The 25322-nt window shown below is 37.5% G+C and carries 30 protein-coding genes; 13 read left to right on the top strand and 17 right to left on the bottom strand.

The features are described 5' to 3' along the window. The first annotated feature begins 131 nt into the window (after positions 1–131). Positions 132–314: a YhzD family protein gene (locus LKW28_RS00545; protein WP_229138391.1), complete on the top strand. Its 183-nt coding sequence runs from the start codon at positions 132–134 to the stop codon at positions 312–314. Between the two features lie 71 nt (positions 315–385). On the opposite strand, the gene LKW28_RS00540 is transcribed toward LKW28_RS00545, so the two are convergent. The 7 genes from LKW28_RS00540 to LKW28_RS00510 form a co-directional block, all read right to left on the bottom strand. Beyond that, positions 386–1174, bottom strand: coding sequence for an enoyl-CoA hydratase (locus LKW28_RS00540; RefSeq protein ID WP_229138390.1), 789 nt, complete (start codon positions 1172–1174; stop codon positions 386–388). A 108-nt stretch (positions 1175–1282) separates the two neighbouring features. Then, complete coding sequence (locus tag LKW28_RS00535; protein WP_229138389.1) at positions 1283–2902, bottom strand: long-chain fatty acid--CoA ligase; 1620 nt, start codon at positions 2900–2902, stop codon at positions 1283–1285. A gap of 38 nt (positions 2903–2940) precedes the next feature. Next, a complete protein-coding gene (locus tag LKW28_RS00530; protein WP_229138388.1) occupies positions 2941–4080 on the bottom strand; it encodes an acyl-CoA dehydrogenase family protein in 1140 nt (379 codons plus the stop codon). 223 nt (positions 4081–4303) lie between these two features. Further along, positions 4304–5818, bottom strand: coding sequence for a coproporphyrinogen III oxidase (locus LKW28_RS00525; protein WP_229138387.1), 1515 nt, complete (start codon positions 5816–5818; stop codon positions 4304–4306). Positions 5819–5938: 120 nt separating this feature from the next. Then, the gene (locus LKW28_RS00520; protein ID WP_229138386.1) at positions 5939–6802 is read right to left on the bottom strand and encodes a Cof-type HAD-IIB family hydrolase; all 864 of its coding nucleotides are present in this window, start codon (positions 6800–6802) and stop codon (positions 5939–5941) included. Between the two features lie 139 nt (positions 6803–6941). Next, positions 6942–7298 (bottom strand): YlbF family regulator, encoded by a 357-nt coding sequence (locus tag LKW28_RS00515; RefSeq protein WP_229138385.1) that lies wholly within the window; start codon positions 7296–7298, stop codon positions 6942–6944. Between the two features lie 87 nt (positions 7299–7385). Beyond that, positions 7386–8519: a DUF445 domain-containing protein gene (locus LKW28_RS00510; RefSeq protein ID WP_229138384.1), complete on the bottom strand. Its 1134-nt coding sequence runs from the start codon at positions 8517–8519 to the stop codon at positions 7386–7388. A gap of 171 nt (positions 8520–8690) precedes the next feature. Between LKW28_RS00510 and LKW28_RS23085 the strand changes: the two genes are divergently transcribed. The 8 genes from LKW28_RS23085 (at position 8691) to LKW28_RS00470 (ending at position 16352) form a co-directional block, all read left to right on the top strand. Beyond that, the gene (locus LKW28_RS23085) at positions 8691–10049 is read left to right on the top strand and encodes a YheC/YheD family protein (protein ID WP_229138383.1); all 1359 of its coding nucleotides are present in this window, start codon (positions 8691–8693) and stop codon (positions 10047–10049) included. A gap of 30 nt (positions 10050–10079) precedes the next feature. Beyond that, positions 10080–11153, top strand: coding sequence for a YheC/YheD family protein (locus tag LKW28_RS00500; RefSeq protein ID WP_229138382.1), 1074 nt, complete (start codon positions 10080–10082; stop codon positions 11151–11153). A gap of 13 nt (positions 11154–11166) precedes the next feature. Continuing rightward, positions 11167–12525, top strand: coding sequence for a YheC/YheD family protein (locus tag LKW28_RS00495; protein ID WP_229138381.1), 1359 nt, complete (start codon positions 11167–11169; stop codon positions 12523–12525). Next, positions 12522–13706 (top strand): YheC/YheD family protein, encoded by a 1185-nt coding sequence (locus tag LKW28_RS00490; RefSeq protein ID WP_229138380.1) that lies wholly within the window; start codon positions 12522–12524, stop codon positions 13704–13706. The genes LKW28_RS00495 and LKW28_RS00490 overlap by 4 nt, the downstream gene beginning before the upstream one ends. A gap of 12 nt (positions 13707–13718) precedes the next feature. Continuing rightward, complete coding sequence (locus tag LKW28_RS00485) at positions 13719–13928, top strand: YheE family protein (RefSeq protein WP_229138379.1); 210 nt, start codon at positions 13719–13721, stop codon at positions 13926–13928. Between the two features lie 51 nt (positions 13929–13979). Then, positions 13980–14165 (top strand): hypothetical protein, encoded by a 186-nt coding sequence (locus LKW28_RS00480; RefSeq protein WP_229138378.1) that lies wholly within the window; start codon positions 13980–13982, stop codon positions 14163–14165. A gap of 72 nt (positions 14166–14237) precedes the next feature. Beyond that, positions 14238–15146, top strand: coding sequence for a PucR family transcriptional regulator (locus tag LKW28_RS00475; protein ID WP_229138377.1), 909 nt, complete (start codon positions 14238–14240; stop codon positions 15144–15146). A 108-nt stretch (positions 15147–15254) separates the two neighbouring features. Then, a complete protein-coding gene (locus LKW28_RS00470) occupies positions 15255–16352 on the top strand; it encodes an ABC transporter ATP-binding protein (RefSeq protein ID WP_229138376.1) in 1098 nt (365 codons plus the stop codon). 127 nt (positions 16353–16479) lie between these two features. Here LKW28_RS00470 and LKW28_RS00465 read toward each other — a convergent pair whose 3' ends face one another. After that, positions 16480–16722, bottom strand: coding sequence for a hypothetical protein (locus tag LKW28_RS00465; protein ID WP_229138375.1), 243 nt, complete (start codon positions 16720–16722; stop codon positions 16480–16482). Positions 16723–17009: 287 nt separating this feature from the next. On the opposite strand from LKW28_RS00465, the gene LKW28_RS00460 reads away from it, so the two are divergent. The 3 genes from LKW28_RS00460 to LKW28_RS00450 all read left to right on the top strand — a co-directional run bounded on the left by LKW28_RS00460 (position 17010) and on the right by LKW28_RS00450 (position 17998). After that, complete coding sequence (locus tag LKW28_RS00460; RefSeq protein ID WP_229138374.1) at positions 17010–17219, top strand: alpha/beta-type small acid-soluble spore protein; 210 nt, start codon at positions 17010–17012, stop codon at positions 17217–17219. Positions 17220–17369: 150 nt separating this feature from the next. Beyond that, positions 17370–17591: a YozQ family protein gene (locus LKW28_RS00455; RefSeq protein WP_229138373.1), complete on the top strand. Its 222-nt coding sequence runs from the start codon at positions 17370–17372 to the stop codon at positions 17589–17591. A 17-nt stretch (positions 17592–17608) separates the two neighbouring features. Beyond that, positions 17609–17998: a hypothetical protein gene (locus LKW28_RS00450; protein ID WP_229138372.1), complete on the top strand. Its 390-nt coding sequence runs from the start codon at positions 17609–17611 to the stop codon at positions 17996–17998. Between the two features lie 52 nt (positions 17999–18050). Here LKW28_RS00450 and LKW28_RS00445 read toward each other — a convergent pair whose 3' ends face one another. Further along, positions 18051–19316, bottom strand: coding sequence for a hemolysin family protein (locus LKW28_RS00445; RefSeq protein ID WP_229138371.1), 1266 nt, complete (start codon positions 19314–19316; stop codon positions 18051–18053). A gap of 259 nt (positions 19317–19575) precedes the next feature. On the opposite strand from LKW28_RS00445, the gene LKW28_RS00440 reads away from it, so the two are divergent. After that, positions 19576–19959: a globin gene (locus tag LKW28_RS00440; protein WP_229138370.1), complete on the top strand. Its 384-nt coding sequence runs from the start codon at positions 19576–19578 to the stop codon at positions 19957–19959. Positions 19960–20246: 287 nt separating this feature from the next. Here the strand turns inward: LKW28_RS00440 and LKW28_RS00435 are convergent, their stop codons facing one another. From LKW28_RS00435 to LKW28_RS00400, 8 genes are all read right to left on the bottom strand, one after another. Then, positions 20247–21266 (bottom strand): thiazole biosynthesis adenylyltransferase ThiF, encoded by a 1020-nt coding sequence (locus tag LKW28_RS00435; RefSeq protein WP_229138369.1) that lies wholly within the window; start codon positions 21264–21266, stop codon positions 20247–20249. A 108-nt stretch (positions 21267–21374) separates the two neighbouring features. Next, a complete protein-coding gene (locus LKW28_RS00430; protein WP_229138368.1) occupies positions 21375–21689 on the bottom strand; it encodes a YbjQ family protein in 315 nt (104 codons plus the stop codon). Next, complete coding sequence (locus LKW28_RS00425) at positions 21670–21879, bottom strand: hypothetical protein (protein ID WP_229138367.1); 210 nt, start codon at positions 21877–21879, stop codon at positions 21670–21672. The genes LKW28_RS00430 and LKW28_RS00425 overlap by 20 nt, the downstream gene beginning before the upstream one ends. Continuing rightward, positions 21876–22079, bottom strand: coding sequence for a sigmaY antisigma factor component (locus LKW28_RS00420; protein ID WP_229138366.1), 204 nt, complete (start codon positions 22077–22079; stop codon positions 21876–21878). Before LKW28_RS00420 ends, LKW28_RS00425 begins: the two co-directional genes overlap by 4 nt. Beyond that, the gene (locus tag LKW28_RS00415; RefSeq protein ID WP_229138365.1) at positions 22063–22425 is read right to left on the bottom strand and encodes a YxlC family protein; all 363 of its coding nucleotides are present in this window, start codon (positions 22423–22425) and stop codon (positions 22063–22065) included. The genes LKW28_RS00420 and LKW28_RS00415 overlap by 17 nt, the downstream gene beginning before the upstream one ends. Continuing rightward, positions 22379–22942 (bottom strand): RNA polymerase sigma factor SigY, encoded by a 564-nt coding sequence (sigY, locus tag LKW28_RS00410; RefSeq protein WP_229138364.1) that lies wholly within the window; start codon positions 22940–22942, stop codon positions 22379–22381. The genes LKW28_RS00415 and sigY overlap by 47 nt, the downstream gene beginning before the upstream one ends. A gap of 167 nt (positions 22943–23109) precedes the next feature. Further along, positions 23110–24645, bottom strand: a complete 1536-nt coding sequence (locus LKW28_RS00405) for a flotillin family protein (protein ID WP_229138363.1) — start codon at positions 24643–24645, stop codon at positions 23110–23112. Beyond that, positions 24642–25187, bottom strand: a complete 546-nt coding sequence (locus LKW28_RS00400) for an NfeD family protein (protein ID WP_229138362.1) — start codon at positions 25185–25187, stop codon at positions 24642–24644. Before LKW28_RS00400 ends, LKW28_RS00405 begins: the two co-directional genes overlap by 4 nt. Positions 25188–25322: the final 135 nt, after the last annotated feature.

Raw genomic sequence — 25322 nt, 5'->3', positions numbered from 1 at the left:
GATTATGATAGGGAAAAAGTTTCATAAAAGTATCATAACACATAATTAAATTGATTTTTGGTTGCATGAAGACTAGCTATCCACTACACTTTAAGTATCAGAATTTTTAACTTATTATGGGGGAATCTGACATGAAATACGTATTAACTGTGTTTGATAAAACTGGTGAAAAACTAGTCGAGGAATCATTTGAAGCGGCTACTGAAAAGGAAGCAAAAGAAACTGGGGAAAAAATTCTTAAAGAAAAAAATTATTTAGAAACAACCCACCGTTGCACAAGCTCCGCTGGAAAATTGGTGTTGTTCCATCGATAAGCAGGTACTCCACTTTGAAGTACATTTTTTACGTAAAAAGCCCCGCCGTTCTTCCGGCGGGACTTTCATCATTATTCCCCAGTAAAAGATGGTTTTCTTTTTTCTAAAAAGGCTTGAATGCCTTCACGGTGGTCCTTTGTATTTCGCATTGCTTTCTGACCTTGTTTTTCTAAATCCAGTATTTTTTCCAGCTCTGGTAAGTGCATTTGATTATAAATGGATTTAGATTGAATAATAGCGAGTATTGGTCTCTTCTTCCACTTATTCACCTTATGAAGTACTGCTGTTTGCAGTTCTTCCTCTGCAACCTCGTCAATCAAACCGATGTGCAAAGCTTCCCCTGGTGACAAACGCTTTCCTTCCCAAATTACATGCTTTGCTTTTGCTTCACCAAGTCTTTTTTCAAGGAAGAAATGTGCACCTCCATCCGGAATCAAACCAATCCGGATAAAATTCATGGCTATACTTGATAGTCGGTCAGCAATAATATAGTCAGCACCTAGTGCAAAGCTTAAACCAAGTCCTGCTGCTGGTCCATGAATCGCGCTGATTACTAATTTTGGTAATAAATATAGCGTTTTTATAATTTCGGAAATAAGTTCCATTATAGGTTCAAATTCTGGATCTTCTGCCCCGTTCAACATTGTTTTTATGTCCCCGCCAGCAGAAAAACCAGTTCCACTTCCTGCCAATACAAGGATATCCACTTCATCATTGGCAGCTACCTCTTTTAAACTATGTAAAATTTGATTTAACATGTCAACATCCATTGCATTTAGTGACTTAGGTCGATTTAGAGTAAGATATGCTACTCGATCATCCATATGTAGTAATACTTTTTCTACTTGCTCGGTTGTCATTCATATGCCCCCTTAGTGGTGTTTCTACTATTATACAATTATATCAATATAAAAGAAACCGTTTTCAAAAATTAAACCATCCAAAATCGCTTGGATGGTTTAGCAAATTTATTTTACCTGTGACAGATGGTTCTGCAATTGATCTCTTAATGCTCTCTTTAAAAACTTGCCTACTGATGTTTTTGGAATTTCATCCATAAAGATGATATCATCTGGTAACCACCATTTTGCGAATTGTGGCTTTAGAAACTCGTATAGCTCTTCTTTTGTGGTTTTCCCCTTTGCCGCATCCTTTAACACAACACATGCCACCGGACGTTCCTGCCATCTTTCATGTGGTACTGCGATAACGGCTGCTTCAAATACAGCTTCATGGGCCATGAGTGCATTTTCAATATCAACTGAGGAAATCCATTCCCCGCCACTCTTGATCATGTCTTTCGTTCTGTCAACAATCTTCACAACACCTTCTTCATCAACTGTGACAACATCTCCGGTATGAAGCCATCCATCACGGAATCCCTCATTTGTACGCTCATCCTTATAATACTCATCAGCAATCCAATTTCCTCTTAACAAGAGCTCTCCCATTTCTTTGCCATCATTGGCAACCTCCCCATTTGCCCCAACGACCTTCATCTCGACTAAAGGCACGAGAGACCCTTGTTTTGCGCGAATCTCTAATTTTTCTTCATCTGAAAGATCACTCTGGTAGCTTTTTAGTCGGGATAAAACAACCAGCGGGGTTGTTTCTGTCATCCCATATGCATGGATAAATGGGATTTTGTATTTTGATTCAAAGGCTTTAATAAGCCCTTTTGGTGCTGCTGATCCACCACATAAGATACGGGTTAAACTGCTTGTATCGTAATTTCCTTGCTCTAATTCATTAAGAAGTCCCAGCCAGATTGTGGGTACTCCTGCAGTTGTTGTTACCTTCTCAGAATCGATTAACTCAGCTAATATCTTTGGAGTAAAATAAGGTCCTGGCATAACAAGTGTTGTACCAAACCACACCGCGGCAAACGGTATTCCCCATGCATTTACATGAAACATTGGAACAACCGGCATGGCAATATCGCTTTCCGATAACCCAGCGCTATCGGTAAGACCAAGCGCCATACTATGCAACACAACGCCACGGTTAGAATAGATTACCCCTTTCGGATTTCCTGTAGTTGCGGATGTGTAACACATTCCGACCGGATCGTTTTCATCTAAATCCTTTCTAAATTCAAATGCAGGATTTCCTTCATTTATCATTTTTTCATAATGATAAAGAGGTTCTAAGTTTGATTCAGGTAATTCATCTTTATCGGTCATGAGAACATAAGCTTTAACTGTTTTAAGTTGGTCCTTTACTTTCTCCAATAGTGGAAGCAGGTCCTCGTCAAATAGTAAAACCTGATCTTCAGCATGATTGATAATGTAGATAATATGCGCTGGTGAAAGGCGAATATTAATTGTATGCAAGACTGCACCAATTCCAGGTATGGCAAAATAAGCTTCAAGATGGCGATGATGATTCCAAGCTAGCGTTCCAACACGGTCTCCTTTGTTCACGCCTATTTTTTCTAAGGCACTTGATAATTTTCTTGTTCGCTCACCGATTTCCTTATAAGTATGGGTTACCATTCCAGATGAAGTTCTCGAAACAACTGTTTTCTTTGGAAAATACCTTTCCGCGCGTTCGAGCATTGAAGAAACTAGCAATGGAATATTCATCATAATTGATTCCTCCACTTCAAATTTTATATTGTTTAATCTTATAGCCCCAGATTTTTGACAATTATTGTTTTCATAATTTCGTTTGTTCCTGCATATATTGCCGATACTGGTGTGTCGCGGTACCTTCTAGCAATCTCGTATTCCTCCATATATCCATAACCGCCATGGAGGTGCATACATTCGGCTGCTACTTTTTTTGCCAAATCGGTTAGCCACCATTTTGCCATTGAAACCTTTGTCACCACATCCTTTCCAGCGATATGTTGGTCAATTAAATCATCTAAAAATGTTCTCCCAATCTCAATTTCTGTTGCCATCTCTGCAAGTTTAAATTGAATATGTTGGAATTTACTAATCGATTTGCCAAAAGCCTCCCGCTCTTTTACATATTTCATAGTCAGCTTTAACATCGTCTCGGCCGCAATTTGTGCCGATATTGCAACAATCAGGCGCTCCTGCTGAAGCTGCTGCATTAAGTAATAAAAGCCCTTGCCTTCGATTCCGATGAGGTTTTCAGCAGATACGATTGCATCTTCAAAAATAAGTTCTGCCGTATCTTGGGCATGAAGCCCTACCTTATCAAGCTTCCTCCCTCTTGAAAATCCAGGTGTATCTTTTTCAATTACTAATAAACTAATTCCTTTATGTTTTGCTTTCGGATCTGTTTTACATACAACAACGACCAGATCTGCATGGATGCCATTTGTAATAAAGGTTTTCTGACCATTGACAATATAATGGTCACCCTTTTTTACAGCAGTTGTTTTAATTCCAGCTAAATCAGAACCAGCCCCCGGCTCTGTCATCGCAATCGCTGAAATGATTTCGCCCGTGATACATTTTGGCAGCCATTTTTGTTTTTGTTCTTCTGAACCATATTCATTCAAATATGGAACAACAATGTCACTATGAAGGCCGATACCAATCATGCTTGCACCAACTCGTTCAAGCTCTTCATTTATGACCACTGAATATGCAAAATCAGCGTTGAAACCACCATACTCTTCATCGACCCACGGGCAGAGAAATCCATTTTCCCCCATTTTTGTCCAAAAGGAACGTGGTATCATCCTGTCTTTTTCCCAGTCGTTATAAAAAGGGTAGGCTTCTTTATCAAGAAACTTCCGAAAAGCATCTCGAAACATATGATGTTCACTTTGTAAATAACGCGCTGTCATCACTATCCCTCCTAATTTAAGGGTTCTCTCTCAAAATATATATGTATGATATTGGGTAAATATATTTAGGTAGGCACTTGAAGTCTATAATTCTGGAAAGCGTTTACATTTTATTAAAAAAGAAGTTTGTTAATCTTTATGAGGTCCAACACTTGAATAATTCCACATTTAAAAGAAAAATCCTTTAAATTATTTATTATTTTAAAAAGAAGGAGTATAGAATCTATACCCCTTTAGCCACTCCAAAAAGCTCGTTTAAAATATCAATTTTTTTATTCGTATATTCCATAAAACTATCATTGTAGGATTTTGGATCCTTCGGGTTTGCAAACTGATTAATTTTACCTGTTATGGGATCAACAAATTTACTAGCTGCCCCACAGCCAAGGCCGATGATTGTTTGCATTTCTTCCATAATCATAATATTGTAGATGCTTTCTTGACCAGGAAGTGAATAACCTACATTTTCCAGGTTTCCGAGAATATTCTTCATTCGATATAAATAGTAAGGTACATAGCCATGTTCTTTCGTCCAAGTAGAAGCATTGTTCATCATTTCGGTTATTTCTTCACGGCCAGCAACCTTATACTTGTTCTTGTTTCGTGTCATTTCGGAGGCACGCTTAAAAGATAGAGTATGAACGGTTAATGACTCCGGCATTAGCTTTTCAGTTTCAGAAAGTGTATAGTTAAACTCTTCCACCCCTTCGCCAGGAAGGCCAATGATTAAGTCCATATTGATATTGTTCATTCCCATGTTTCGCGCTAGATGGAATTTATCAATTGTTTCCTCTACTGTGTGATGACGGCCAATTGCCTTTAAAGTTTCCTGAATATAGGACTGTGGATTGATACTGATTCTGTCAATATTCCACTTTTTTAAAACTTCCAGTTTTTCAGGTGTAATCGTGTCAGGTCTTCCCGCTTCTACGGTGATTTCCCGGATATCTTTCACATCTGGGAAGGACTGATACATTTCTTCATATAACATATCCATTTCTTCAGCTGTAATGCTAGTTGGGGTCCCCCCACCGTAATAGACAGTGGTAATTTTTATATTATTTTCCTTTAGCCAATGCCCTATCTCGCGCATCTCGTAATGAAGGCCCCCAAGGAAGGAATCTACTGAACCTTGTCTGCCATTAATTGCGTAAGCAGGGAATGTGCAATAAGCACATTTTGTTGGGCAGAAAGGAATTCCAATATAAATACTCACTTCATTTTGAAGTTGATATAAATCTGGAACCATTGTAAGTTGACGTTCGACAATTTGTTGCATTAATTCAAGTTTTTCATCAGTAATTAAATAATCTTCTTTTAATTGTTGGTGAGCTGCCTCTGGAGATACTCCCTCTTGATTCTTTTTGTGTAAAAGCTTTGTCGGGCGGATGCCAGTAAGCATTCCCCACGGCTGTATAAACCCTGTATAGTCTTGCATTACAATGACATACACATGTGAAACAGCATTTTTTATCTTTTTAAAAAGCTCTTTTTCATTTTCAAACGGCGGAAACTCCTTGCTAAAGCTTCCTTTGTAAACATTCCCCGTCTTCAAATCAGTCAGCTTTGCATATGCGGTAATAATCGGATTGTTATATTCATATTGAAAATCTACTACAAGCCTGGGATCTTCTAGCTCAGTAAGGGAAATTTCACTTTCCTCGAAAAATAGATTCGTGATGAGCTGCAGAGGTCGATTAAAACGTTCATCCAGTGGCCCTTTAAATAAAATACGCATGATTTGCCTCACCTTTTCAAAAAATTAGCTCCTATTAGTGTACAGAATGAACGTTTTTTAATCAATATAAGAGTTTTCCAAACAAAGAACCCCCACAATTTGTGGAGGCAGTATCCAGCTTTATTTTTCAATTTTAATTTGCTTTAAGAAATCAATTCTTTGCTGCTTTCGGAAATGCTCTTTGATCATATAAGAGACGCCATTCATATTGTTGGAACGGGTCACCCAGTCGGCTGCAAATTTGACTTCCTTCGGCGCATTCCACATTGCCACCCCTAACCCAGCAGTTTGAATCATTTCAGTATCATCCGATGAATCACCGATTACTACTGTTTCGTGCAATGGGATATTTAAGTGATTAGCTAAAGTTTTTAACCCATTAAGCTTAGAAACTCCTAATGGTGTGATTTCTAGCTTATGTGGTTCAGTTAAATCAACTTGGATATCCTGGAAGTGCTCATTGATCGTTTCTTTGATCGTCCCCAATTCATCTTCACTTTGTGAATAGACCTCAATTTTAGGCGGTGCCACTGGATTGTCTGTTAAATGGTCACCAAGTGAATCGACGAACTGCATTGGATAAAAGAGTGGATCGCCTGATCCAAACATCGCTTTTGCGATAAGGTTTCCAGGGAACCTCATCCGATTACCGATTGAAAACTTCTCATGCTGAAGGCGAATGCTGCACTTAAAGTTTTCCAATACCTGAACAATGTTAAATGTTTTCTCTTCAGAAATTCGTTTTACATAAAGAGGATTATCTAGATCGTCACCGATGAATCCCCCATTATGTGTAATTAGCAATGAGTCTAGCTTTAACGCTTTTGCTATTTTTTTCGTCGATGCGAAGTGACGCCTTGTTACAAGAGTCACATACACTTCCTTTGCACGGACATAATCAATGGCTTCCTTCGTTCCACTTTGAAGCCGACCATTTGGACGCAGTAATGTTCCATCGACATTAATTGCTAGTAACCTATACATAAGGCAGGCCCTCCTTCTCGCTGTTGCTGTCCCTATATATATGGTTATGAAAAAATGAAACTGATTAGAACATTTGGTTTCTACATGAATGAACGAAAAAAAGAACCCTCGCCAATTTCGCGTAGGGTTCATCCAATCCTTATTGTTGGTCCATGCTGCCATAAAGTTCTTCAAGTGGCTTAAGCATGATTTGGTTTAGTTCTCCGATGACAACACTCATGCGCTGTTCAGCTTCCATAAGCTTTGCGATTGTATCATGTTGTTGTACAAGAGCTACTTGCTTTTGAGCTTGCTCAACTTCTTCTTGTGAAATATCTTCACCCATCATTTGTTTCTGCTGAAGGGATAATTGTACGTTTCTAAAAGCTTCAAATAATTTCTTTGCACCTTCGTCATTGTTGACTTGATCGTATAATTGCTTTAGTTGTTTAAACTCATCGCTCTCACGAATCGCTTTTTCAACTCCATATGCAACATCATATAAATTTACTCCCATTTTTACCGACCTCCTTTTCCAGATTTATTACGAGGGAAAAATGGTTCTTTTCCACTATACCAAAGATTTCCACAGAATTCATCCCAATTAGAAAAACTGTGCAATAATCCCTTGGAAAATACCGATGATTCCACCCAGCAATGCCCCTAGATAGGTAATCATCTTGAATTCACGTTTTGAGATGCCTAACACCATTTCCTCCAAGCGCTCCACTGAAAACGTTCCAACCTGATCCCTCACTATTTCCTCTAACTTCAGGCTCTTCATCATTTTATCAATGCGGTTTGCTAAAAAAAAGCCTGCCACTTCAATTCCTTTAGGGACAAAATCTTCAATTATTCGTTCTTTGTATGGTTGTAATACCACATTCGCAGGAGTTGCAAGATACTTCTTAACAGGGAAGATGTGTAAAGTCTGTTCTTTCGCGAAGGAAAGAATTTTATCTGAACCTACCTGCTCGACAACTTTATTAACTTCCCAAGCTTTTACCTTCATCCACTCTTTTTCAATTAAAGAATGTAAAAGCTCCTTTGTTCCTGGGTTTCTTAAGAACTTAACGATTTCCGGCTGAATTTTATCAATTAAGCTTGTGTTCCCTAAGAACATTTGCACCATATTCCCAAGCATTCCTCTGGTTGATAGAAAATCGTCGATCATTCTCTTTAGTCGGAGTTTTCCTTCCTCACTTTCGAAATACTCCACGCCTTTTTCTGTAATAAATTCTGCTGCTTCAGGAATCTTCATTTCTATTTGCGACAGAAGTCCCTCGGGAAGGACATGTCCAATTTCCTTCGTTCCGAACTCATTTAAAAGATTTACATATTTCTTTTCAATCAAGTTAATCAGTTTTTCCTCTGCCACTTCATTAAGATTATGTATTCCTATATATTCAGCAAGTTCATTGAGATTTTTTTCAGTCTCAAGTAGTTTAGCTGTCTCTTCCTTTGCCCAGTCTTCGATTGTACTGACAAATTTTTCGTCCTTAAGCTTATTCTTTAGACTTTCAGGTGTTAAAAGATGTTCTACTACGGTTCTTCCCATTTGATATGCCAGCTCATCTCTTCGTCTCGGGATTAACCCAGGAGTAAATGGAAGTCGCTTTCCACCAATATAGATCGCTTTATATGGACGAAAAAGCATTTTAATTGCGAGATGATTCGTTACTCCTCCAATGAGGGCTCCAACCACCATCATAAATACGATCATTAAAAATACATTCATACAATCACCCTTTAAAATTGAACTTTATTAAGTAACAGTTTCACCTATTTTTTCATACGATACGTTACAAGACATTCGCCTAATTTTATAACTGAATCGAATTTCCAAATTGAGTACCACCTAATCAATTATAGTGTTTAAACGTCAGTTTTCGCAAATGGGGTTATCAAGGTGACGGAAAAAATTCTAATTGAGGTGATACCTGTTTCAAACAAGCAGGATTCCTCTTTACAAATAAAAATGAGTGACATGATCTTCAAGGAGCTTGGCCTGCAAAACCAACAGAAAATTGAATTATCATGCAGCAGGAATAGTGTCATCGTTGAAATCGTATCTATAAATGAGAGCGAGCCTGTGATTCAGTGTAATGACTTGATATTGCAGGAATTACAGCTTCCTGCTGAGAATTTTCCAATTACTCTATTCAAGAGGTCAAATCAGATACTTGAAATCGGTCCAGTTGTCGGACTATTAACAGAGGTAAGCGATAAAAACAATCAAGTATCACTTGGTTCAATCAAGGAATTTTGCGAGGAATTATCGTTGTATGCAAACGAAATCGGGGTATTTTTTTATGTATTTTCATTAAATACATTTTATATCAATAGTGGTTACACCTATGTTGATGGAACCTGGAAAAAGTCGATTGTACCGTACCCTCAGGTGGTCCATAATCGAATTCACTCACGCAAACGCGAACAATCCAGAAGGTTTCTCGATTTTACAGATGAATTGGAAATGAACAATATTCCCTATTTTAATGATCATTTTCTAAATAAATGGGAAGTACATGAAATCCTCAACGAGCAGGAGCATCTCCATTCCTATCTTCCTGATACCGAGCTGTTAACGAGTAAAGAAGTTCTCTTTAAAATGCTCGAGAAATATGAATGCGTTTTTGTAAAACCGGTCCACGGTAGTCAAGGAAGGAATATTTTTCGTATCCATAAATCGGATAAGGATCAATATTTATTGGATTATACAACTTTCTCAGGTGACATTGAGACTGTCCATCAAAGCTTTGCATCCTTATTTCAATCCTTATTTTCAAGATTGAAGCAACATACTTTTATTGTTCAACAATGTATTTCCCTTCTCCAATATAAAGAAAAACCACTTGATTTTCGCGTGCTTTGTCAAAAGCAATTGAGTGAAAAATGGCAGCTAACCTCGGCTATTGCTCGAGTTTCGTCAAAGGATCAATTTGTTTCAAACCTTGCAAGAGGCGGAGAAATTCAAAAGGTCAATAATGTCCTGTTTGACAACTTTGATTCAAAACAAATTCCTCATATAAAAAGGTTAATAAAAGAGTTAGCCCTTGAGGTTGCGGAGATTATCGATGGGACGGCTGAAGGAATTTTTGCTGAGTTAGGAATCGACTTAGCGCTCGATGAAACTGGTAAACCAACGATTATTGAAGTCAATACAAAACCATCGAAAAACCAGGAGCAATATCAATTATCAACTAAAATCCGTCCTAGTGCAAAAGCGATTTTACACCATTGTGTCTATCTATCCAACTTAGATTAATAAATTATTAATAAGAAAGGAGAGGGTCTTATGATTTCACTGGGTTTTATTACTCTTTATCCGAACCAGGAACTAGCTTACGCAACAGAACTTGCCAAACTAGCCCCTGAATTTGGGATAGAGCTTTTCCGATTTACTCCTACATCGATTGAACCAACCACTGAAATGGCTCGTGGAGAAAAATATAATCACACGACAAATACGTGGGAACAAAGCATGTTCGATGTTCCATTGTATTTATATGACCGCTGCTTCTATTCAAATGATGAGGTCTCTAAAAAAAGTCAGCCAATCATGAACTGGTTAAAGCTACGTCCAACAAATGTTTTTCTCGGTCACGGTCTTCCAAATAAATGGGAAATTTACAATACTTTACGTCAAGATAAGGAATTATCACCTTATCTCCCTTCTACTGAACAAGCTCTCTCCTCTTCTGCCATCCTGCGAACCTTAATGAAAAAGCATCAAATCATCTTAAAACCGGAGAAAGGTTCAATGGGAAAAGGGATTATCGGTCTTTTTCTTCATCAAAATTATGTAGAGGCAGTCTATAAAGATGCAAATCTTCTTAAAAGGGATCATTTTGCAACAAGAGCGGATTTAAAAAAGTGGATTGACTCCGTGATTACGAGTCAACCGTATTTATTACAAACATATTTACCACTGCATGATGAAGGAAATCGTCCTTTTGATATTCGAATTTTACTTCAAAAAGACGGCCAAGGAAAATGGATTGAGCAAGGTCGTGGGATTCGTCTTGGATTGCCGGATCATCTCATTTCAAATCTGGGTGGCGGCGGTGAAACTCATTCTTTTGAAAGCTGGACTGAAAATATGTCTTTTACTCAAAAGCAATTACTTTCGGATAACATTCATACAATTATTAGTAGACTGCCAGATACGCTAGAAGTACACTTTGAACCTTTGTTTGAAATAGGAGTTGACTTAGGTCTTACAAATGACGGTGCCATCTGGATTTTAGATACCAATTCAAAGCCAGGTAGAAAGGTTATTTTAGAAACCAGTCCAGAAAAAGAAGATGCACTATACACGACATTATTACAATATTGCCTCCATCTTCATTCAAAACAATCTGCCAAATAAGGAGCTGAAAAAAGTGAGAACACCACTGCCACTTAAAATTACGCAAAAAGAAAACGGAAAAGTGTATATTCCTAAAACCATCCATTTAAAAACACCTATCAAGTATATTCTTTTCGGAACATCCTCTTGTGATTGTGAGGTTATCCAATCGGAAAATCAGGAAATCAAAATATCCGAGGATCTATTTTTATCGTTAAATATCCCATACACAAGTACAACACAGGTGTTTATCCATGAAGATAATCTTTACATTGGCCCACTAGTTGGGATTTTCACAGCCGGTTTTGGCGAGTCGATGATTCGTCCAATCGGAGAACGAACCTTGTTCTTTGCAAAACTTTTAGCCCAAGAAAAAGCAGTCGGAGCCTATGTGTTTATTTTTGGTGCAAAACATATCGATTGGGATAAGGGAACCATTCATGGACTTTTTCATAATCACAATGGCTGGGAAACGATTGAAGTCCCCTTTCCTAATGTGGTCTATGACCGCCTCCCAAACCGCCGAACTGAAAACCATAAATCCTTACGCGAAATCAAACAGCGTTTACATCATGAGTACTTAATTCCATGGTTTAATCCAGGATTTTTTGATAAATGGGAAATTCACCAGCTTTTAGAGGGTGACCACCGTGTTGCAACGTATTTACCAGAAACTCATAAAAATCCTACATTTACATTAATTGAACGGATGCTCTCTAAATATCAGCATGTATATATTAAACCTGCGAACGGCAGTCTTGGTTTAGGTATTTATCAAGTTCTTTTTGACCGTGAAACTGATGATTATTATTGCCGTTATCGTGATCAGGATGGGAAAAATCGTCTGCAGCGGTTTTCATCGATTGAATCATTTATCAACACTCACTTTCGTAACAAACGATTAGAACATTATATTGTCCAGCAAGGAATTCATTTGATTCGAAGCGATCATAAATCGATTGATTTCAGGATTCATACAAATAAAGATGAAAAAGGCAAATGGCAAGTTAGTGTGATGGCGGGTAAAATCTCTGGACGCGGCAGTGTGACGACACATCTAAACAACGGAGGCGTCGTTCGTACAATCACAGAAATTTTTCCAGATGTCGCAGAATGCAAGAAAATGACCGATTCCCTTAAACAATCCGCACTAACGCTAAGTGAAGTCATTGATTCAAGACAAAAAGGAAATATTGGGGAACTTGGCTTTGATTTAGGTGTTGATAAAAATGGCAGTGTGTGGCTGTTCGAGGCAAACTCAAAACCAGGCAGATCCATATTCTCACATCCTAAGCTCAGGAAATATGATAAGCTCTCAAGCAGGCTTCCATTGCAATATGCCGTTTACTTAACTGAAACGACAATTAAAACCCCTGAGGAAGTTTTCAAATGACCACTATTTATTATCACATTGAAAAACAGAAGTGGTTTCAATGTGAAGTAGAGAATGGATTAAACTTTGGGAAGACCGACACAATCGTACCTTTTGTAGGGAGCAGCCCAGAGCAAGGGCTCCCTTTTTCTGTTAAAAAAGACGGAAATAAGGTAGGTCCTATTATTGGGATTTTAACAGGTTCCTCAAAAGACAACACCTTTATCGGAAATCTCGCGGGACTAAAACGAATTTTATTATCCTTACAGCAAAATGGTGCCCTAGGAATCGTCATTACTCCATTATCAATACGGGAATGGTCAGTGGAAGCTTTTACTTTTTATCAACCATTACAAACATGGATCAAATTAAGAACTCCACTTCCAAGTGCTGTGTATAATCGTATTCCTTACCGTCACATGGAGGAATCGCAGGATTTTATGGATGTCGTTTCTTTCTGTAAAACGAATGATATCCCCTTTTTTAATCCGTACTTTTTTTCAAAATGGGAGGTTTATCAAATGTTAAAGGAGAATGATGTTATTCATCCATTTCTGCCAGAGACCACTCTTCTCAAAGATAAAAATGATCTCAATGAAATGTTAATAAAACATCAAATCCTTTATTTGAAAAGCTCAACCGGACATAAAGGAATTGATCTTTATAGAATAAAGGCATTTAAACATGGAGTAATTGTAGAAACACCACATGGAAAACAAAGCTACCCTACCCTAACTTCATTTTGGGAGAAGTACAAAGATGGCCTTGTGAAAACTGACTATCTCTTACAGAAGGCCGTACAAGCGGACACCTATGAGGGTAAGCGTTATGATTTGCGTCTTTTATGTCATTATCATAAAAATGGACATTTCATCAGTGGCATCGGAGTAAGAGTTGAAGGTGAAAACGGGGTAACTACACATGTCCCAAATGGAGGGTCAATTATCCCTTTTGAGTTGGTTCGTGATCGTTTTGACAAAGCTACTTTGCAAACACTCGTGTATGAAATCGGAAAATCGCTTATGAACAAAACAGGTGAATTTATCGGCGAATACTCGGTTGACCTTGGTCGCTCTGAAGATGGTCATATTTTCATTTACGAAATTAATTCAAAGCCGATGGTATTTGATGAGCCTCAAATTCGGGAAAAAGGACTTGAAAATTTAACCAAACTGCTTATAATGAAAGCAAAGACAACCTAAGGGGAGCTTACAATGATCTCACATTTTCAATGGAAACCTTTATATAAAAGCAGCAAAATTCCCGGGTGGAGTTTTTCATTTTACTTCCAAGGAACAAAATATAATGGAATTTATAATAAGGATGGAAGCATTGATTGGCAAGGAAACCATCCGGAACTGAAAGTCATCAATGACATTACAAAACAAATTCATGAATTAATGCTTTTTCATGTCTACGAATAAGAATGATTTCCACACCTCCTTCACAAACTAGATGACAAAGGAGGATTTTTTATGTCAAAAAAGGGAAAAGAGCGTAAGGACCTTCAGTATGAAGGAAAAAATGAAGTATTTATGGATGTAGATCGCTTTATAAATGAGGGAATGGCTGGTGGCAGCGTCCACCGTTATCACGATCAAACGAATATAGAGGAAGCTCGTGATTTCGAGAAAGAAGAACCACCACATATAATTGAATAACAAATTAGAAACTTGGTCTCCTTCTGTTATAATAGAGGGAGACTTTTTCGATTTATTTAAAGGAGTATTTACATGATTGAAAATTTAAAGATGCATTATAAAGAAGCTTTGATTACAGCTGAATCACCTTTTAAAACAGATGTATATTCGTGGTTTTTAACTGAAGCGGAAACTTTTTTTGGAATTAAAAAGGATCACCTTTCCGAAAAGGAGACATCCCTTTTATCTTCCCTTTTCACTCCATATGGCACTCATCTAAATGATATGACCGACACCCAGGCATTTTGGTATAACCTGTTGTTTTTACAACAAGGCAGCTTATCACCTGATCAATTTTCTTTTTCAGAGTGTAGGTTTATTCAATTTTATGCTGACCAACCGATTACCGACCGACTTGAATTCCAGGAAGCCATTCAGGCACTTTTACCAAGAGATACGATCTTTTTATGGGAAAGTGACTCAAGCGGCGTTCTCATTGAAACGATTAATGAGGAAATGGCAGAGGATGTCTTCTACGATGAAATCACTGTTACGTTAACAAGTGATTTTTATACGGATATGCGCTTGTTCATTGGGCAAACCCATCCCCTTTCTGAAAATCTGGGCTCACTTTTTCATACTGAAAGAGAATGGTTTCAAAAAGGAATCCATTTTTTACATAAACAAAAGGTTTATCAATTACATGATATTTTACCAATCCTTTTACTTGAAGATATGAATGCGGATTTTCGTAACCAGCTTAAAAATGTCATTCCGGTAGAACTGCAAGCTGATCGTGAACTACTTGAAACATTAAAGGTTTACTTTGAAAGTGATTTAAATGTCTCGAATGCCGCAAAGCGTCTATATATGCACCGTAATAGTTTGCAGTATCGAATTGAGAAGTTTATTGAAAAGTCGGGAATTGATATTAAGCATTTTCACGGCGCAGTTACAACCTATTTAGCCATTCTGGACCTTGAACATTTTCCAGATTCGTAGACATGCACGAAAACCTTTTCATCGTTTTGTGCAATTTACACATTTACGCATTTCTCTCTTTAAAGTAAACTTTACTTATCGAAAACGTTTACACTAGGAGGAGAAATAATGGCTGAATTAGTATTAGATCATATTTATAAAGTATACGACAATAAAGTAACTGCAGTAGAAGATTTTAACCTTCATATTCAAGATAAGGAGTTTATCGTATTCGTAGGTCCATCTGGTTGTGGTAAATCAACTACATTACGTATGATTGCTGGATTAGAAGAAATTTCTCAAGGGGATTTCTTTATTGATGAAAAACGCGTGAATGATGTTGCTCCGAAAGATCGTGACATCGCGATGGTATTCCAAAACTATGCATTATACCCACATATGAGTGTATATGATAACATGGCATTCGGTTTAAAGCTTCGTAAATTTCCGAAGGATGAAATCGATCGTCGCGTAAAGGATGCTGCTAAAATTCTAGGCCTAGAAGAATACTTAACCCGTAAGCCTAAAGCATTATCAGGTGGTCAACGTCAGCGTGTTGCATTAGGACGTGCAATCGTTCGAGACGCTAAGGTATTCCTAATGGACGAACCTTTATCAAACCTTGATGCAAAGCTTCGTGTGCAAATGCGTGCTGAAATTTCCAAGCTTCACCAACGTCTGCAAACAACTACTATTTACGTAACGCATGACCAAACAGAAGCGATGACAATGGCTACTCGTCTTGTTGTTATGAAAGATGGTATTATCCAACAGGTTGGAGCACCAAAAGAAGTTTATGACAATCCAGAAAACGTATTCGTTGCTGGTTTCATCGGATCACCTGCAATGAACTTCTTCCCTGGTAAATTACAGGAGGGTACATTCACAATCGGTGACGTTAAAATCGCTGTTCCTGAAGGAAAAATGAAGGTTCTTCGTGAACAAGGTTACGTAAATAAAGATATCATTCTTGGAGTACGTCCAGAGGATATTCATGACGAGCCTGTATTTATTGAATCTGCTCAAGGTTCTAAAATCAATGCACTTATTGAAGTATCTGAATTAACTGGTGCTGAAACAATGCTTTATTCACAGCTTGCTGGTACTGACTTTGTTGCTCGTGTTGATTCACGTACTCAAGCAAAACCAGGTGAAACAATTGAACTTGCATTTGACATGAACAAATGCCATTTCTTCGACGCAGACAATGAAAAGAGAATTCGCTAATCAGAAATGTAAAAGTCGCCCAGCTATTGTTGGGCGACTTTTTTTGTGCGATCAATGAGGGGGTTTTAGCTGTTTTACAAAAAATAGGAAAACACAGGAACCGTCCCTTTGTTTTTCCTGTTTTTTTCTATTCCTTGATTACCTTCACCTCTTGGTTATGGCAATTTCTACAATAGAAGAGATGGCCACATTCATTGTTTTGTAAGGTGGTTTGGATGCCATCTATTTTTTTCATGTCATCAATTTGCATGTATGCACTATAATCATCAAAGTAATCAATAATACGTCCAGAATCCTCTAGGGAATTTCCACATTGTGCACATGAGAAGCTAACTTTGTTAAAGCCATTACATAATGGACAAATAGGCATGTTCTTCTCTCCTACTCTTAATCATTTTTAGTTATAAGTAGTTTTCGATGAAACATGACTGTTATGCTTTCTTTTCGTTAGGAATTAATTGGCAAAGTTAATTTCGAATATAATACTCACTTCGTCACATAATACTTAGTACAAACACAGCAACACACAACTCACCAGCGACACCGCATTAACTTTTAAAATTAACGGGTTAGCCTAGAGGCTAAGGAAACCCTTATATCCGGTGCAATTCCGGAGTAACCCACCAAAAAAAATCAGTTTAAGGAGATGAAGGAAAAATGGCAAACAACAATAGCAACAACAGTAACCAATTACTAGTACCAGGTGCAGAACAAGCTATCGACCAAATGAAGTATGAAATTGCTCAAGAATTTGGTGTTAACTTAGGTGCTGACACTACATCTCGCGCAAACGGATCAGTTGGTGGAGAAATTACAAAGCGTTTAGTATCTTTCGCTCAACAATCTATGGGTGGTCGTCAAGGTTAATAACAATTAAATATTTTGGCTAAAGGGGCACCCTTAATGGGTGTCTCTTGTTTTTTCTTGATATTACTCTTCCCAACTTTTGACTTGATTTATTACATAATGTTGTTGGAATACTAAGGCTTGAAGATACTATTTGTAGGAGGAATTGCGATGAAAGAGAAATTGCAAAACAGTACCGAAGGATTAGCTGCAAGACATTACCAACCAGAAGATTACAAAAAAAACGATGAATTATCCTCAGGACTTGCTACTACACATGAACAAGTAAGTGATTCCTATATGGAAGGTGAAATTCAAGCATCGGTTAATCAAACAAATGGTAAAAAAAATAAGGAAACATTGAATGAGGGCTACCAAGATTATTATTCGTAATTTAGGAGAGATCCGAATTGAGTGAAGTCAATCAATTTATTCGGGATATAAAATCAAAAGCAAAAGAAACATTTACTACTACATCCCAAATGGTAAAAGAAAAAATAAATAATGTTTTGCAAAGACCAATGGCAACAATAGATGACCTAGCACAATATATTGCAACTCACCCAGACACGAGCTTTGACACAAAAGAATTTCTTGGGTTTCAGTATCATTTTTACCATCTTACTTTAGCGGATACTGCTTTTTACCTCGAAACAAAGGGTGACCATGGTGATTATATTCTAGACCTGTCGGTGTCTTCACCCGAAGGTATCCTTTTTGAATACCACTCTTTCGAAAAGAAATTAAAAGTCGATGATAAGGTCCCAATCCCTGCAAATTTGGCCAATATTATTCAATAAATGATAAATATAAGGGGGACGGTTCCATAAGAAACCGTCCCCTTAGCTATCATTATTCGACTTCTAAGATTGGTTGATTAACTTCAACATTTACTTTTCTGATACGGCGGTTTTCTACTTCTGTAACCGTTAGAGTGAGATGCAAGTAATCAAAGGTGTCACCGGAAACTGGAATTTTTTCAAATGATTCAAAAATCCAACCCCCAACTGAATGGTGTGAGCTTTCCGGTTCTTCAATTCCGATGATTTCCGAAAAATCATCTAATGGCATATCCGCATTTATTTCATACGTGTTTTCATCTATTTGTGTAATGTATTTTATTTTTTCATCATGTTCATCCCAAATCTCACCGACGATTTCTTCGATGATATCCTCTAATGTAATCAAACCTGAAGTTCCACCAAATTCATCAACGACAATCGCCAAATGAGTTTTACTTTTTTGAAGCTCCGGAAGCAAGGTTGAGATCTTCATTGACTCCACGACGAAAAATGGTTTGCGAACGATTGAACGTACATTTATTTTCTTTTGTTGAACGAGAAGACTTAAAAATTCACGTTCCGATAAAATCCCAATGATATTATCGGTATTGTCTTCGTAAACTGGTACACGGGAATAGCGTTCTTCTAAGAACATATCTCTAATTTTTTCAATCGGTTCATTTACTTCCACCGCAACCATATCAATACGCGGTGTTAAAATCTCACCAACTAAAATATCATTGAAATCCAAGGATCGGTGTACTAATTCTTTTTCTTTATTATCAATAACTCCTTCTTCCTCACTCAGATCAACCATTACTTTGATTTCTTCTTCAGTAAAGGACGGAGTATCATTATTACTGGTGATGAGCTTAGCTGCTAATGCTTTTAGTAATCCAAATAAGTAGGTAATTGGTGTCAGTATCTTCATTAAGATAAATAATACTCCGGAAACTTTTAATGAAAAGCTTTCTGCATGTTCTTTTGCAAAAGATTTTGGAAGAACTTCTCCAAATATTAAAATAAGCAATGTCATCACAAACGTACTTATAACGAGACCGGTATTTCCTCCAAGAAGATCTGAAGCTAGTTTTGAAGCAATTGATGCAGCAGCAATATTTACTACATTATTTCCAACTAGAATGGTGGAAAGGGCGTTATCAAAGTGTTCGGTAATGTAATATGCTTTCTTACTTCCACGTCGCTTTTCATCTACGTAATTCTTCAATCTTATTCGGTTTACACTTGAATAGGCTGTTTCACTTGCAGAGAAAAACGCTGATAACATGATTAGAACGAGTAACAAAATGATGGTACTCAGTGGCAAATCGTCCACGTAAATTTCACACTCCTAAAATTGTAATTGACTTTGTTTTTGTTTATGATGGAGATAATAAGGGGAAAGTCAAAATTTTTATTCGATTGATTATTTTTATAATAACAAACATTCTTTAATATGGGAATGATTATCTAATCAAATGCGCCTAGTCGTATTGGAGCTTCAACTGAATATAGTTTGGTGTGATTTATATCACACCTAGTTATTTGTAGTATTGATATAGTACTAATAAATAAATTTATGTGGCGGTGATATCATGGACTATAAATTAAATACCTTATATGAAGAAATTGGCGGCGCTGAGACAATCCAAGATTTAGTGAATACGTTTTATCCTAAAGTATATGCAGATCCGGATTTAGCTCCTTTATTTGAAGGTGATATAGAGGAGATTAAAAGAAAGCAATATATGTTCTTAACGCAATTTACAGGTGGACCCTTATTATATAGTAACGAATTTGGACCTCCGGCAATGAGACATCGTCATTTGCCTTTTGAGGTTACTCCAACCCGTGCAAGGGCTTGGCTCCGTTGTATGAAAGAAGCATTCGAGGAAAATGAACTTACTAGTGATGCAGCGAAAAGCTTCTATGCGCGTCTTCAACAAGTTGCAGGCATTATGGTAAATACTGCTGATTAATTGGAAAAGCGCAGGCTCTGAAGCTATTCATTAAAAAATCCACGAGAAGACCCGTGGATTTTTCTTATGATTCGATGATAATTACGCCGATAAAGAATACTAGTACTAAAGCTGCCGCAATGTTAAATGTAATTGATAATTCTTCCACAATGAACTCCCCCATTATCTCTTCTATGGTTTAAGAGTATCATTAATTGTAGAAAAATCAGATTCAGTTTTAAGGCAGTTTTTTGTCGAAGGTATGAACATTCTGTGAAACTGCAGTTTCGAAATGCAATCTGAAAAAATCATCCTAAATACCGATGATACAGGCTTTTCGCTTCTAACAGATCCTTTGTTCCATGGATAAGAACGCGACCGTCTTTGAAGACCACCATTCTGTTTGGACCCTTTGTAAACGAGAGTAAGTATGGATTTTTATCAACTTTGCCACCTTGTGCAGTTAAAAGAATGGCAAGTGAATCTAAATCTCTTTCCATTCGTTCGCTTGGTCGGATTTGAACTGAATCCCTCCCACATAAAACGGCTGTCTTTGTTTGATTCTTGAAGGACAAAAATGGATAGGTGGGATTAGTTCCACAGGATAGACAGTCTTCTTTTTTTATACGGTTTACCTTAATAGCAGTATGTTGATTTTTCCATAAATCAAATGAAACGAGACTTTTTCGAAGCGCATCATAATCCTCAACCAATATTTTAAGTGCCTCTGTTACCTGATATGCAACCACCATTTGAACAGCTGGACTAATAATTCCGACCGTATCACATGTTAGTCCTCCCATAGGTACCGTTTCTAAGAGGCAATGCAGACAAGGTGTCTTGCCTGGAAGTATGGCATAACTAATTCCATAGCTTCCAACACATGCTCCATAAATCCATGGGATGTTGTATTTTTGTGATGCGTCATTTAAGATCATTCTTATGTCAAAATTGTCTGTTGCATCGATTATTAGATCTACGCCCTCAATGAGCTTTTCAATCTCCTGTATCGAAACATCCATTACATATGCCTTGATTTCAACGTCCGAATTAATTTTTTTCAAGCGTTCCTTGGCTGCAATCGCTTTTGGTAGCCGGTTGGCAGCATCTTCTTCACTATATAATTGTTGTCTTTGTAGGTTTGTCCATTCTACATAGTCACGGTCAACTATTGTCAGCATTCCGATGCCTGCACGGACAAGTGCCTCAGCACTTACCGTACCAAGCGCACCAGCCCCCACTATAAGAACATGTTTACTTCTAATCTTTTCTTGCCCTTTTACTCCAATTGGAGTAAATAGCTCTTGACGAGAGTAGCGTTCAGTCAACTCGGATTCCTTCCTTCCAATATAGTTCCTTTTGCTATCGTACCACAGGAAGGACCATTAGATAAAAGAAAAAGCTAGGAAAGAATATCAATCCTAGCTGGAAAGCGATTATTCTACGTATACAGCTGTTCCGTATGCAATAATTTCGGATGCATTTTGCATGACCGATGAGGTTTGCAGGCGTAACCCGATAACTGCATTTGCACCTTTTGCACTTGCATCTTCCACCAATCGGCCAATTGCTTTTTGACGAGCTTCCTCTAGCATTTCGGTATAATCGGAAATTTCTCCCCCAACGATTGTTTTTAAACCTGCCATGATATCTTTTCCGATATGCTTAGATTGGACAGTACCTCCCCGTACAAACCCCTTTAGTTCTTTTACTTCTTTACCAGGTACATAATCAGTAGTCACGATAATCATTTTCGCCATCCTCCTCTTTCTCACGTTTTCGCTCCCAAACCAATAAGGCAAATAATAAAACAATGGCAACCATGTAAAACACATAGAACGTCAGTGCCTTTGAAATATCAATAAACAAAAATACAATTCCTACGATTTGTCCAACAATGGCTATCATCAATACAATATATTTCGCGATAGTTCTCATCATTCCCTATCTGCTCCGCGTCGATAAATTTTTCTTGCAAATATAAGATATAAAATAAGTGGCAATGGTGTTTGGATTAATCCCCATATCCCCCAAAACCAATAATTATGTCCCCGTTTTCTTGCATCTAAAAATAACCACAAACCTTGAATAAGTACGATGATCACTACAACTATAAAAAGTAGATCATGATTCGTATTCATTTACACTCACCCGTTTTCGATATCGAAAAAAACTATAGACTGGCAAACTAATTGTGGCGACACCTTGAATGATGATAAAGGCAAACGGAAGTTGGAAAAAAGCTGTAATTAAACCTGTCATAATTAATAAAGCAATCAATATAAATGATGTTAAATCCCGCCTAAATTTCTTCTTTTGTTTTTGTTGTTCAACTGCTACCATTTGTTCAAAAGCTCGCAAATCAGGAGTGAAAACCGAATAATGATAATCAATTTTAGATAGTGCTTCATTTATATCTTGAATCGTTTCTAAGTCTTCTTCATGTTGTTGTTCGTTCTTTAGTAGGATTAGCTTGTTTTTCTTCATTGGGTCTCAACTCCTTTCTCACTGTTTGGATTCCATTATGTATTCTTGATTTAACAGTACCAATTGCAATATGAAGCATATCCGCTATTTCTTCATATGAATACCCATAGTAATGTTTGAGTACAATTGGAATCCGAATTTCATCCGAAAGCCTTCCTAAAGCATTCAGCACATCACTCCAATCCTCAGACTGGTTATCAAATTGCCACTTCATTTTACGCAATGCTTGTTCCTGTTGCTGATAATTATGCTCGCGTTTCTTTTTTCGAAGATCATCAATGTATAAGTTTGTTGCAATTGTTATGAGCCATGAGGAGAATTTTGCTTTACCGTTATACATTTTGATTTTTTCCATGCTTTTCAGCATGGCTTCCTGTGCCAGGTCTTCGGCAATATCAGGCTTCATTGTAACCTTTATTAGATATTTTACTAAAAAAGGGTAATGCTCCTTAAAAAGCATTGCAAACGCGATTGTGTCACCACGCTTCGCACTGCGAATTAGTTCCTTTTCATCCATGCAGTGAATTCTCCCCCAAGAAAATTTTCTTATCTTTATATTTTCGTTCATAATACGACTATGGCCAATAAATAGTTCACTTGAATTTATATTTTTTTTTGCTTTTTCCCTAGTTTAACCCAAAAAAGAAGCCAGAACCAATGGTCTGGCTTCTCTTTATACGGTTTTTATTCGTTATCAGTTGATGCAGGTTTTCTTGTCTGAGCTAATTCCTCAGTTAAGTTATCGATAGAGTTTCTAACATTCCCTTTTCCTGAGAGGTTTTCGATAATTTCTTTTACATCGATACCAGAGGATGCTTTCAACGATTCTTGTAGGGTAGACATTAAGTTTGTTGCATACCCAGTTACCTTATTAGCACCGCTATTTTCCCCGCTGCTTCCAGTATCCACAACTGTAATTTTATCAATATTTGATAATGGTGCAGCCACTTCTTTTGCATATTGAGGTAGCATTTTAATAACCATATCGAGGATAGCCGCTTTTCCATATTGCTCGAACGCTTCGGCAATTTTTTGTTTTGCTTCGGCTTCTGCTAGACCTGTTAAGCGGATAATATCTGCTTCTGCTTCCCCCTGTGCACGTTGGGCTTCAGCTTTAGCAAGACCATCGATACGGATTTTCTCGGCTTCTGCTTTCGCCATTGCTTCAATTCGATATTTATTTGCATCTGCTTCAGCCAACTGCTTCGCTTTTTCCGCTTCCGCTGCTTGAACAACTGAATAGCGATCAGCATCTGCTTTTTTCTTAACCTCTGAGTCGTATTGCTTTTCACGACGTAAGATTTCTTTTTCTTCGAGTTCAATTTGCTTCTGTCTTTCAATAATCTGGACTTGCATTTGTTGCTCGGTAACCTCTTGTTTTGCTCTTGCTTCTTCTAGGTGGTAGGCTTGGTCAGCACGTGCTTTCGCAATATCTTGCTCTCTGCGGTACTCAGCCATTTTTAATTGGTTTATTTTTGCTGCTTCTGCTACTTCTGTTGCGCGTTCTAATTCAGATTTTTGGGCTTCTTTATCTGCCTCGGCACGTTTAATTCTAGTTTCTTTGTCTGCTTCAGCAGTCGCAATATCTGCATCACGTTTTACTTGAGCAATTCTTGGCTTACCTAATGAATCGAGGTAACCATTCTTATCACGAACATCCTTGATGGTAAACGATACAATGATAAGACCCATTTTTGCTAAATCCTGTGATGCAACGCGTTGTACTTCCTGTGAAAACTTTTCACGATTTTTATAGATTTCTTCAACGGTCATCGAACCTAGGATTGAACGAAGATGACCTTCTAATACTTCTCTTGCTTCATTTTCTCTATCTTCTTTTCGCTTACCTAAAAATTGTTCAGCTGCGGTTGCAATTTCAGAAATCGAACCTCCGATTTTAATAATAGCAGTTCCATCGGCCATAACCGGTACACCTTGCTCTGTATATACTTCAGGTGTTTGAACATCCAGTTTACTCGATAAGAGACTTAGTGGCTCAGCCTGTTGGAAGACTGGAAGCACGAATGTACCGCCACCGCGGACAATTTTGATGCGATTTCCAGATTCATCGACATGTACATTTTTCCCGCCTAAATAACTTCCTGTTACAATTAAGGCTTCGTCAGGCCCCGCTGTTCTGTACTTTGTAACAAATACCCCAATAAGTGCAAGCAGTAAAAATGCGACAACTCCAATTACAATCCAAATTCCTGTTGTCATAGTTCATTTCCCCCTTTAATCTTCATGTTTTGGTAAGGTAAGACGTACACGACGCCTTCTTTAATATCTATAATAAGAACCTTTTCATCATAAGGAATGGGTTCATTATTAAAGCTTTTTGCTGATTTAGCGATTGTTCCACTGATTCCTTCAATGACTACTTCACCGAATCCATCAACCGGAATTGAAGTGATAACCTTGCCAATTCGTCCCTTCAAATCCTCTTCTTTGTAAACCATTGATTCTTCTGCTGAAGACAATGGAATCAATACGAATACATTCAATAATGTAACTAAAATTAGTGCTAATACGAGTGATATAACAAAAATTAAGAAACTATGAAAGGAAAGCAATTTTTCAAAAATGTAACCAGATGCACTTAAAAATGTGAGGAAAGAAAAAATGAGTGTTGGGCTCAAAAAACTTTCTGGGAAGATCCCTTCTAAAAAGTCACCAAATAAGATAAAGAGTAGGGTACCAATTCCGCTTACAACTAAGCCGATCAAATAGATAGTTTGAATGTCATAACCAAATAACTCCATAGCCTCACCTCCAACCACTTTTTACATTTTCTTTACATTCCATTTACGAAAGAAAGCGACAAAAGGTTTCACATTTACATGAAATTTTTTCAAAATATTTTTTTACCCCCATAAAAGAGGAAGCTCCCTATTTGT

The organism is Bacillus sp. REN16 (assembly GCF_020731355.1).
Lineage (GTDB): Bacteria > Bacillota > Bacilli > Bacillales > Bacillaceae_L > Ferdinandcohnia.
Note: the sequence above shows the minus strand (reverse complement) of the source record. Positions and strands in the feature narration are given on the sequence as shown.

What these genes read in the sequence shown, in the direction of transcription:
- LKW28_RS00545 (WP_229138391.1), top strand. Translation starts at nt 132, where the DNA reads ATGAAATACGTATTAACTGTGTTTGATAAAACTGGTGAAAAACTAGTC.
- LKW28_RS00540 (WP_229138390.1), bottom strand. Translation starts at nt 1,174, where the DNA reads ATGACAACCGAGCAAGTAGAAAAAGTATTACTACATATGGATGATCGA.
- LKW28_RS00535 (WP_229138389.1), bottom strand. Translation starts at nt 2,902, where the DNA reads ATGATGAATATTCCATTGCTAGTTTCTTCAATGCTCGAACGCGCGGAA.
- LKW28_RS00530 (WP_229138388.1), bottom strand. Translation starts at nt 4,080, where the DNA reads ATGACAGCGCGTTATTTACAAAGTGAACATCATATGTTTCGAGATGCT.
- LKW28_RS00525 (WP_229138387.1), bottom strand. Translation starts at nt 5,818, where the DNA reads ATGCGTATTTTATTTAAAGGGCCACTGGATGAACGTTTTAATCGACCT.
- LKW28_RS00520 (WP_229138386.1), bottom strand. Translation starts at nt 6,802, where the DNA reads ATGTATAGGTTACTAGCAATTAATGTCGATGGAACATTACTGCGTCCA.
- LKW28_RS00515 (WP_229138385.1), bottom strand. Translation starts at nt 7,298, where the DNA reads ATGGGAGTAAATTTATATGATGTTGCATATGGAGTTGAAAAAGCGATT.
- LKW28_RS00510 (WP_229138384.1), bottom strand. Translation starts at nt 8,519, where the DNA reads ATGAATGTATTTTTAATGATCGTATTTATGATGGTGGTTGGAGCCCTC.
- LKW28_RS00500 (WP_229138382.1), top strand. Translation starts at nt 10,080, where the DNA reads ATGATTTCACTGGGTTTTATTACTCTTTATCCGAACCAGGAACTAGCT.
- LKW28_RS00490 (WP_229138380.1), top strand. Translation starts at nt 12,522, where the DNA reads ATGACCACTATTTATTATCACATTGAAAAACAGAAGTGGTTTCAATGT.
- LKW28_RS00485 (WP_229138379.1), top strand. Translation starts at nt 13,719, where the DNA reads ATGATCTCACATTTTCAATGGAAACCTTTATATAAAAGCAGCAAAATT.
- LKW28_RS00480 (WP_229138378.1), top strand. Translation starts at nt 13,980, where the DNA reads ATGTCAAAAAAGGGAAAAGAGCGTAAGGACCTTCAGTATGAAGGAAAA.
- LKW28_RS00475 (WP_229138377.1), top strand. Translation starts at nt 14,238, where the DNA reads ATGATTGAAAATTTAAAGATGCATTATAAAGAAGCTTTGATTACAGCT.
- LKW28_RS00470 (WP_229138376.1), top strand. Translation starts at nt 15,255, where the DNA reads ATGGCTGAATTAGTATTAGATCATATTTATAAAGTATACGACAATAAA.
- LKW28_RS00465 (WP_229138375.1), bottom strand. Translation starts at nt 16,722, where the DNA reads ATGCCTATTTGTCCATTATGTAATGGCTTTAACAAAGTTAGCTTCTCA.
- LKW28_RS00460 (WP_229138374.1), top strand. Translation starts at nt 17,010, where the DNA reads ATGGCAAACAACAATAGCAACAACAGTAACCAATTACTAGTACCAGGT.
- LKW28_RS00455 (WP_229138373.1), top strand. Translation starts at nt 17,370, where the DNA reads ATGAAAGAGAAATTGCAAAACAGTACCGAAGGATTAGCTGCAAGACAT.
- LKW28_RS00440 (WP_229138370.1), top strand. Translation starts at nt 19,576, where the DNA reads ATGGACTATAAATTAAATACCTTATATGAAGAAATTGGCGGCGCTGAG.
- LKW28_RS00430 (WP_229138368.1), bottom strand. Translation starts at nt 21,689, where the DNA reads ATGATTATCGTGACTACTGATTATGTACCTGGTAAAGAAGTAAAAGAA.
- LKW28_RS00425 (WP_229138367.1), bottom strand. Translation starts at nt 21,879, where the DNA reads ATGATGAGAACTATCGCGAAATATATTGTATTGATGATAGCCATTGTT.
- LKW28_RS00420 (WP_229138366.1), bottom strand. Translation starts at nt 22,079, where the DNA reads ATGAATACGAATCATGATCTACTTTTTATAGTTGTAGTGATCATCGTA.
- LKW28_RS00415 (WP_229138365.1), bottom strand. Translation starts at nt 22,425, where the DNA reads ATGAAGAAAAACAAGCTAATCCTACTAAAGAACGAACAACAACATGAA.
- sigY (WP_229138364.1), bottom strand. Translation starts at nt 22,942, where the DNA reads ATGGATGAAAAGGAACTAATTCGCAGTGCGAAGCGTGGTGACACAATC.
- LKW28_RS00405 (WP_229138363.1), bottom strand. Translation starts at nt 24,645, where the DNA reads ATGACAACAGGAATTTGGATTGTAATTGGAGTTGTCGCATTTTTACTG.
- LKW28_RS00400 (WP_229138362.1), bottom strand. Translation starts at nt 25,187, where the DNA reads ATGGAGTTATTTGGTTATGACATTCAAACTATCTATTTGATCGGCTTA.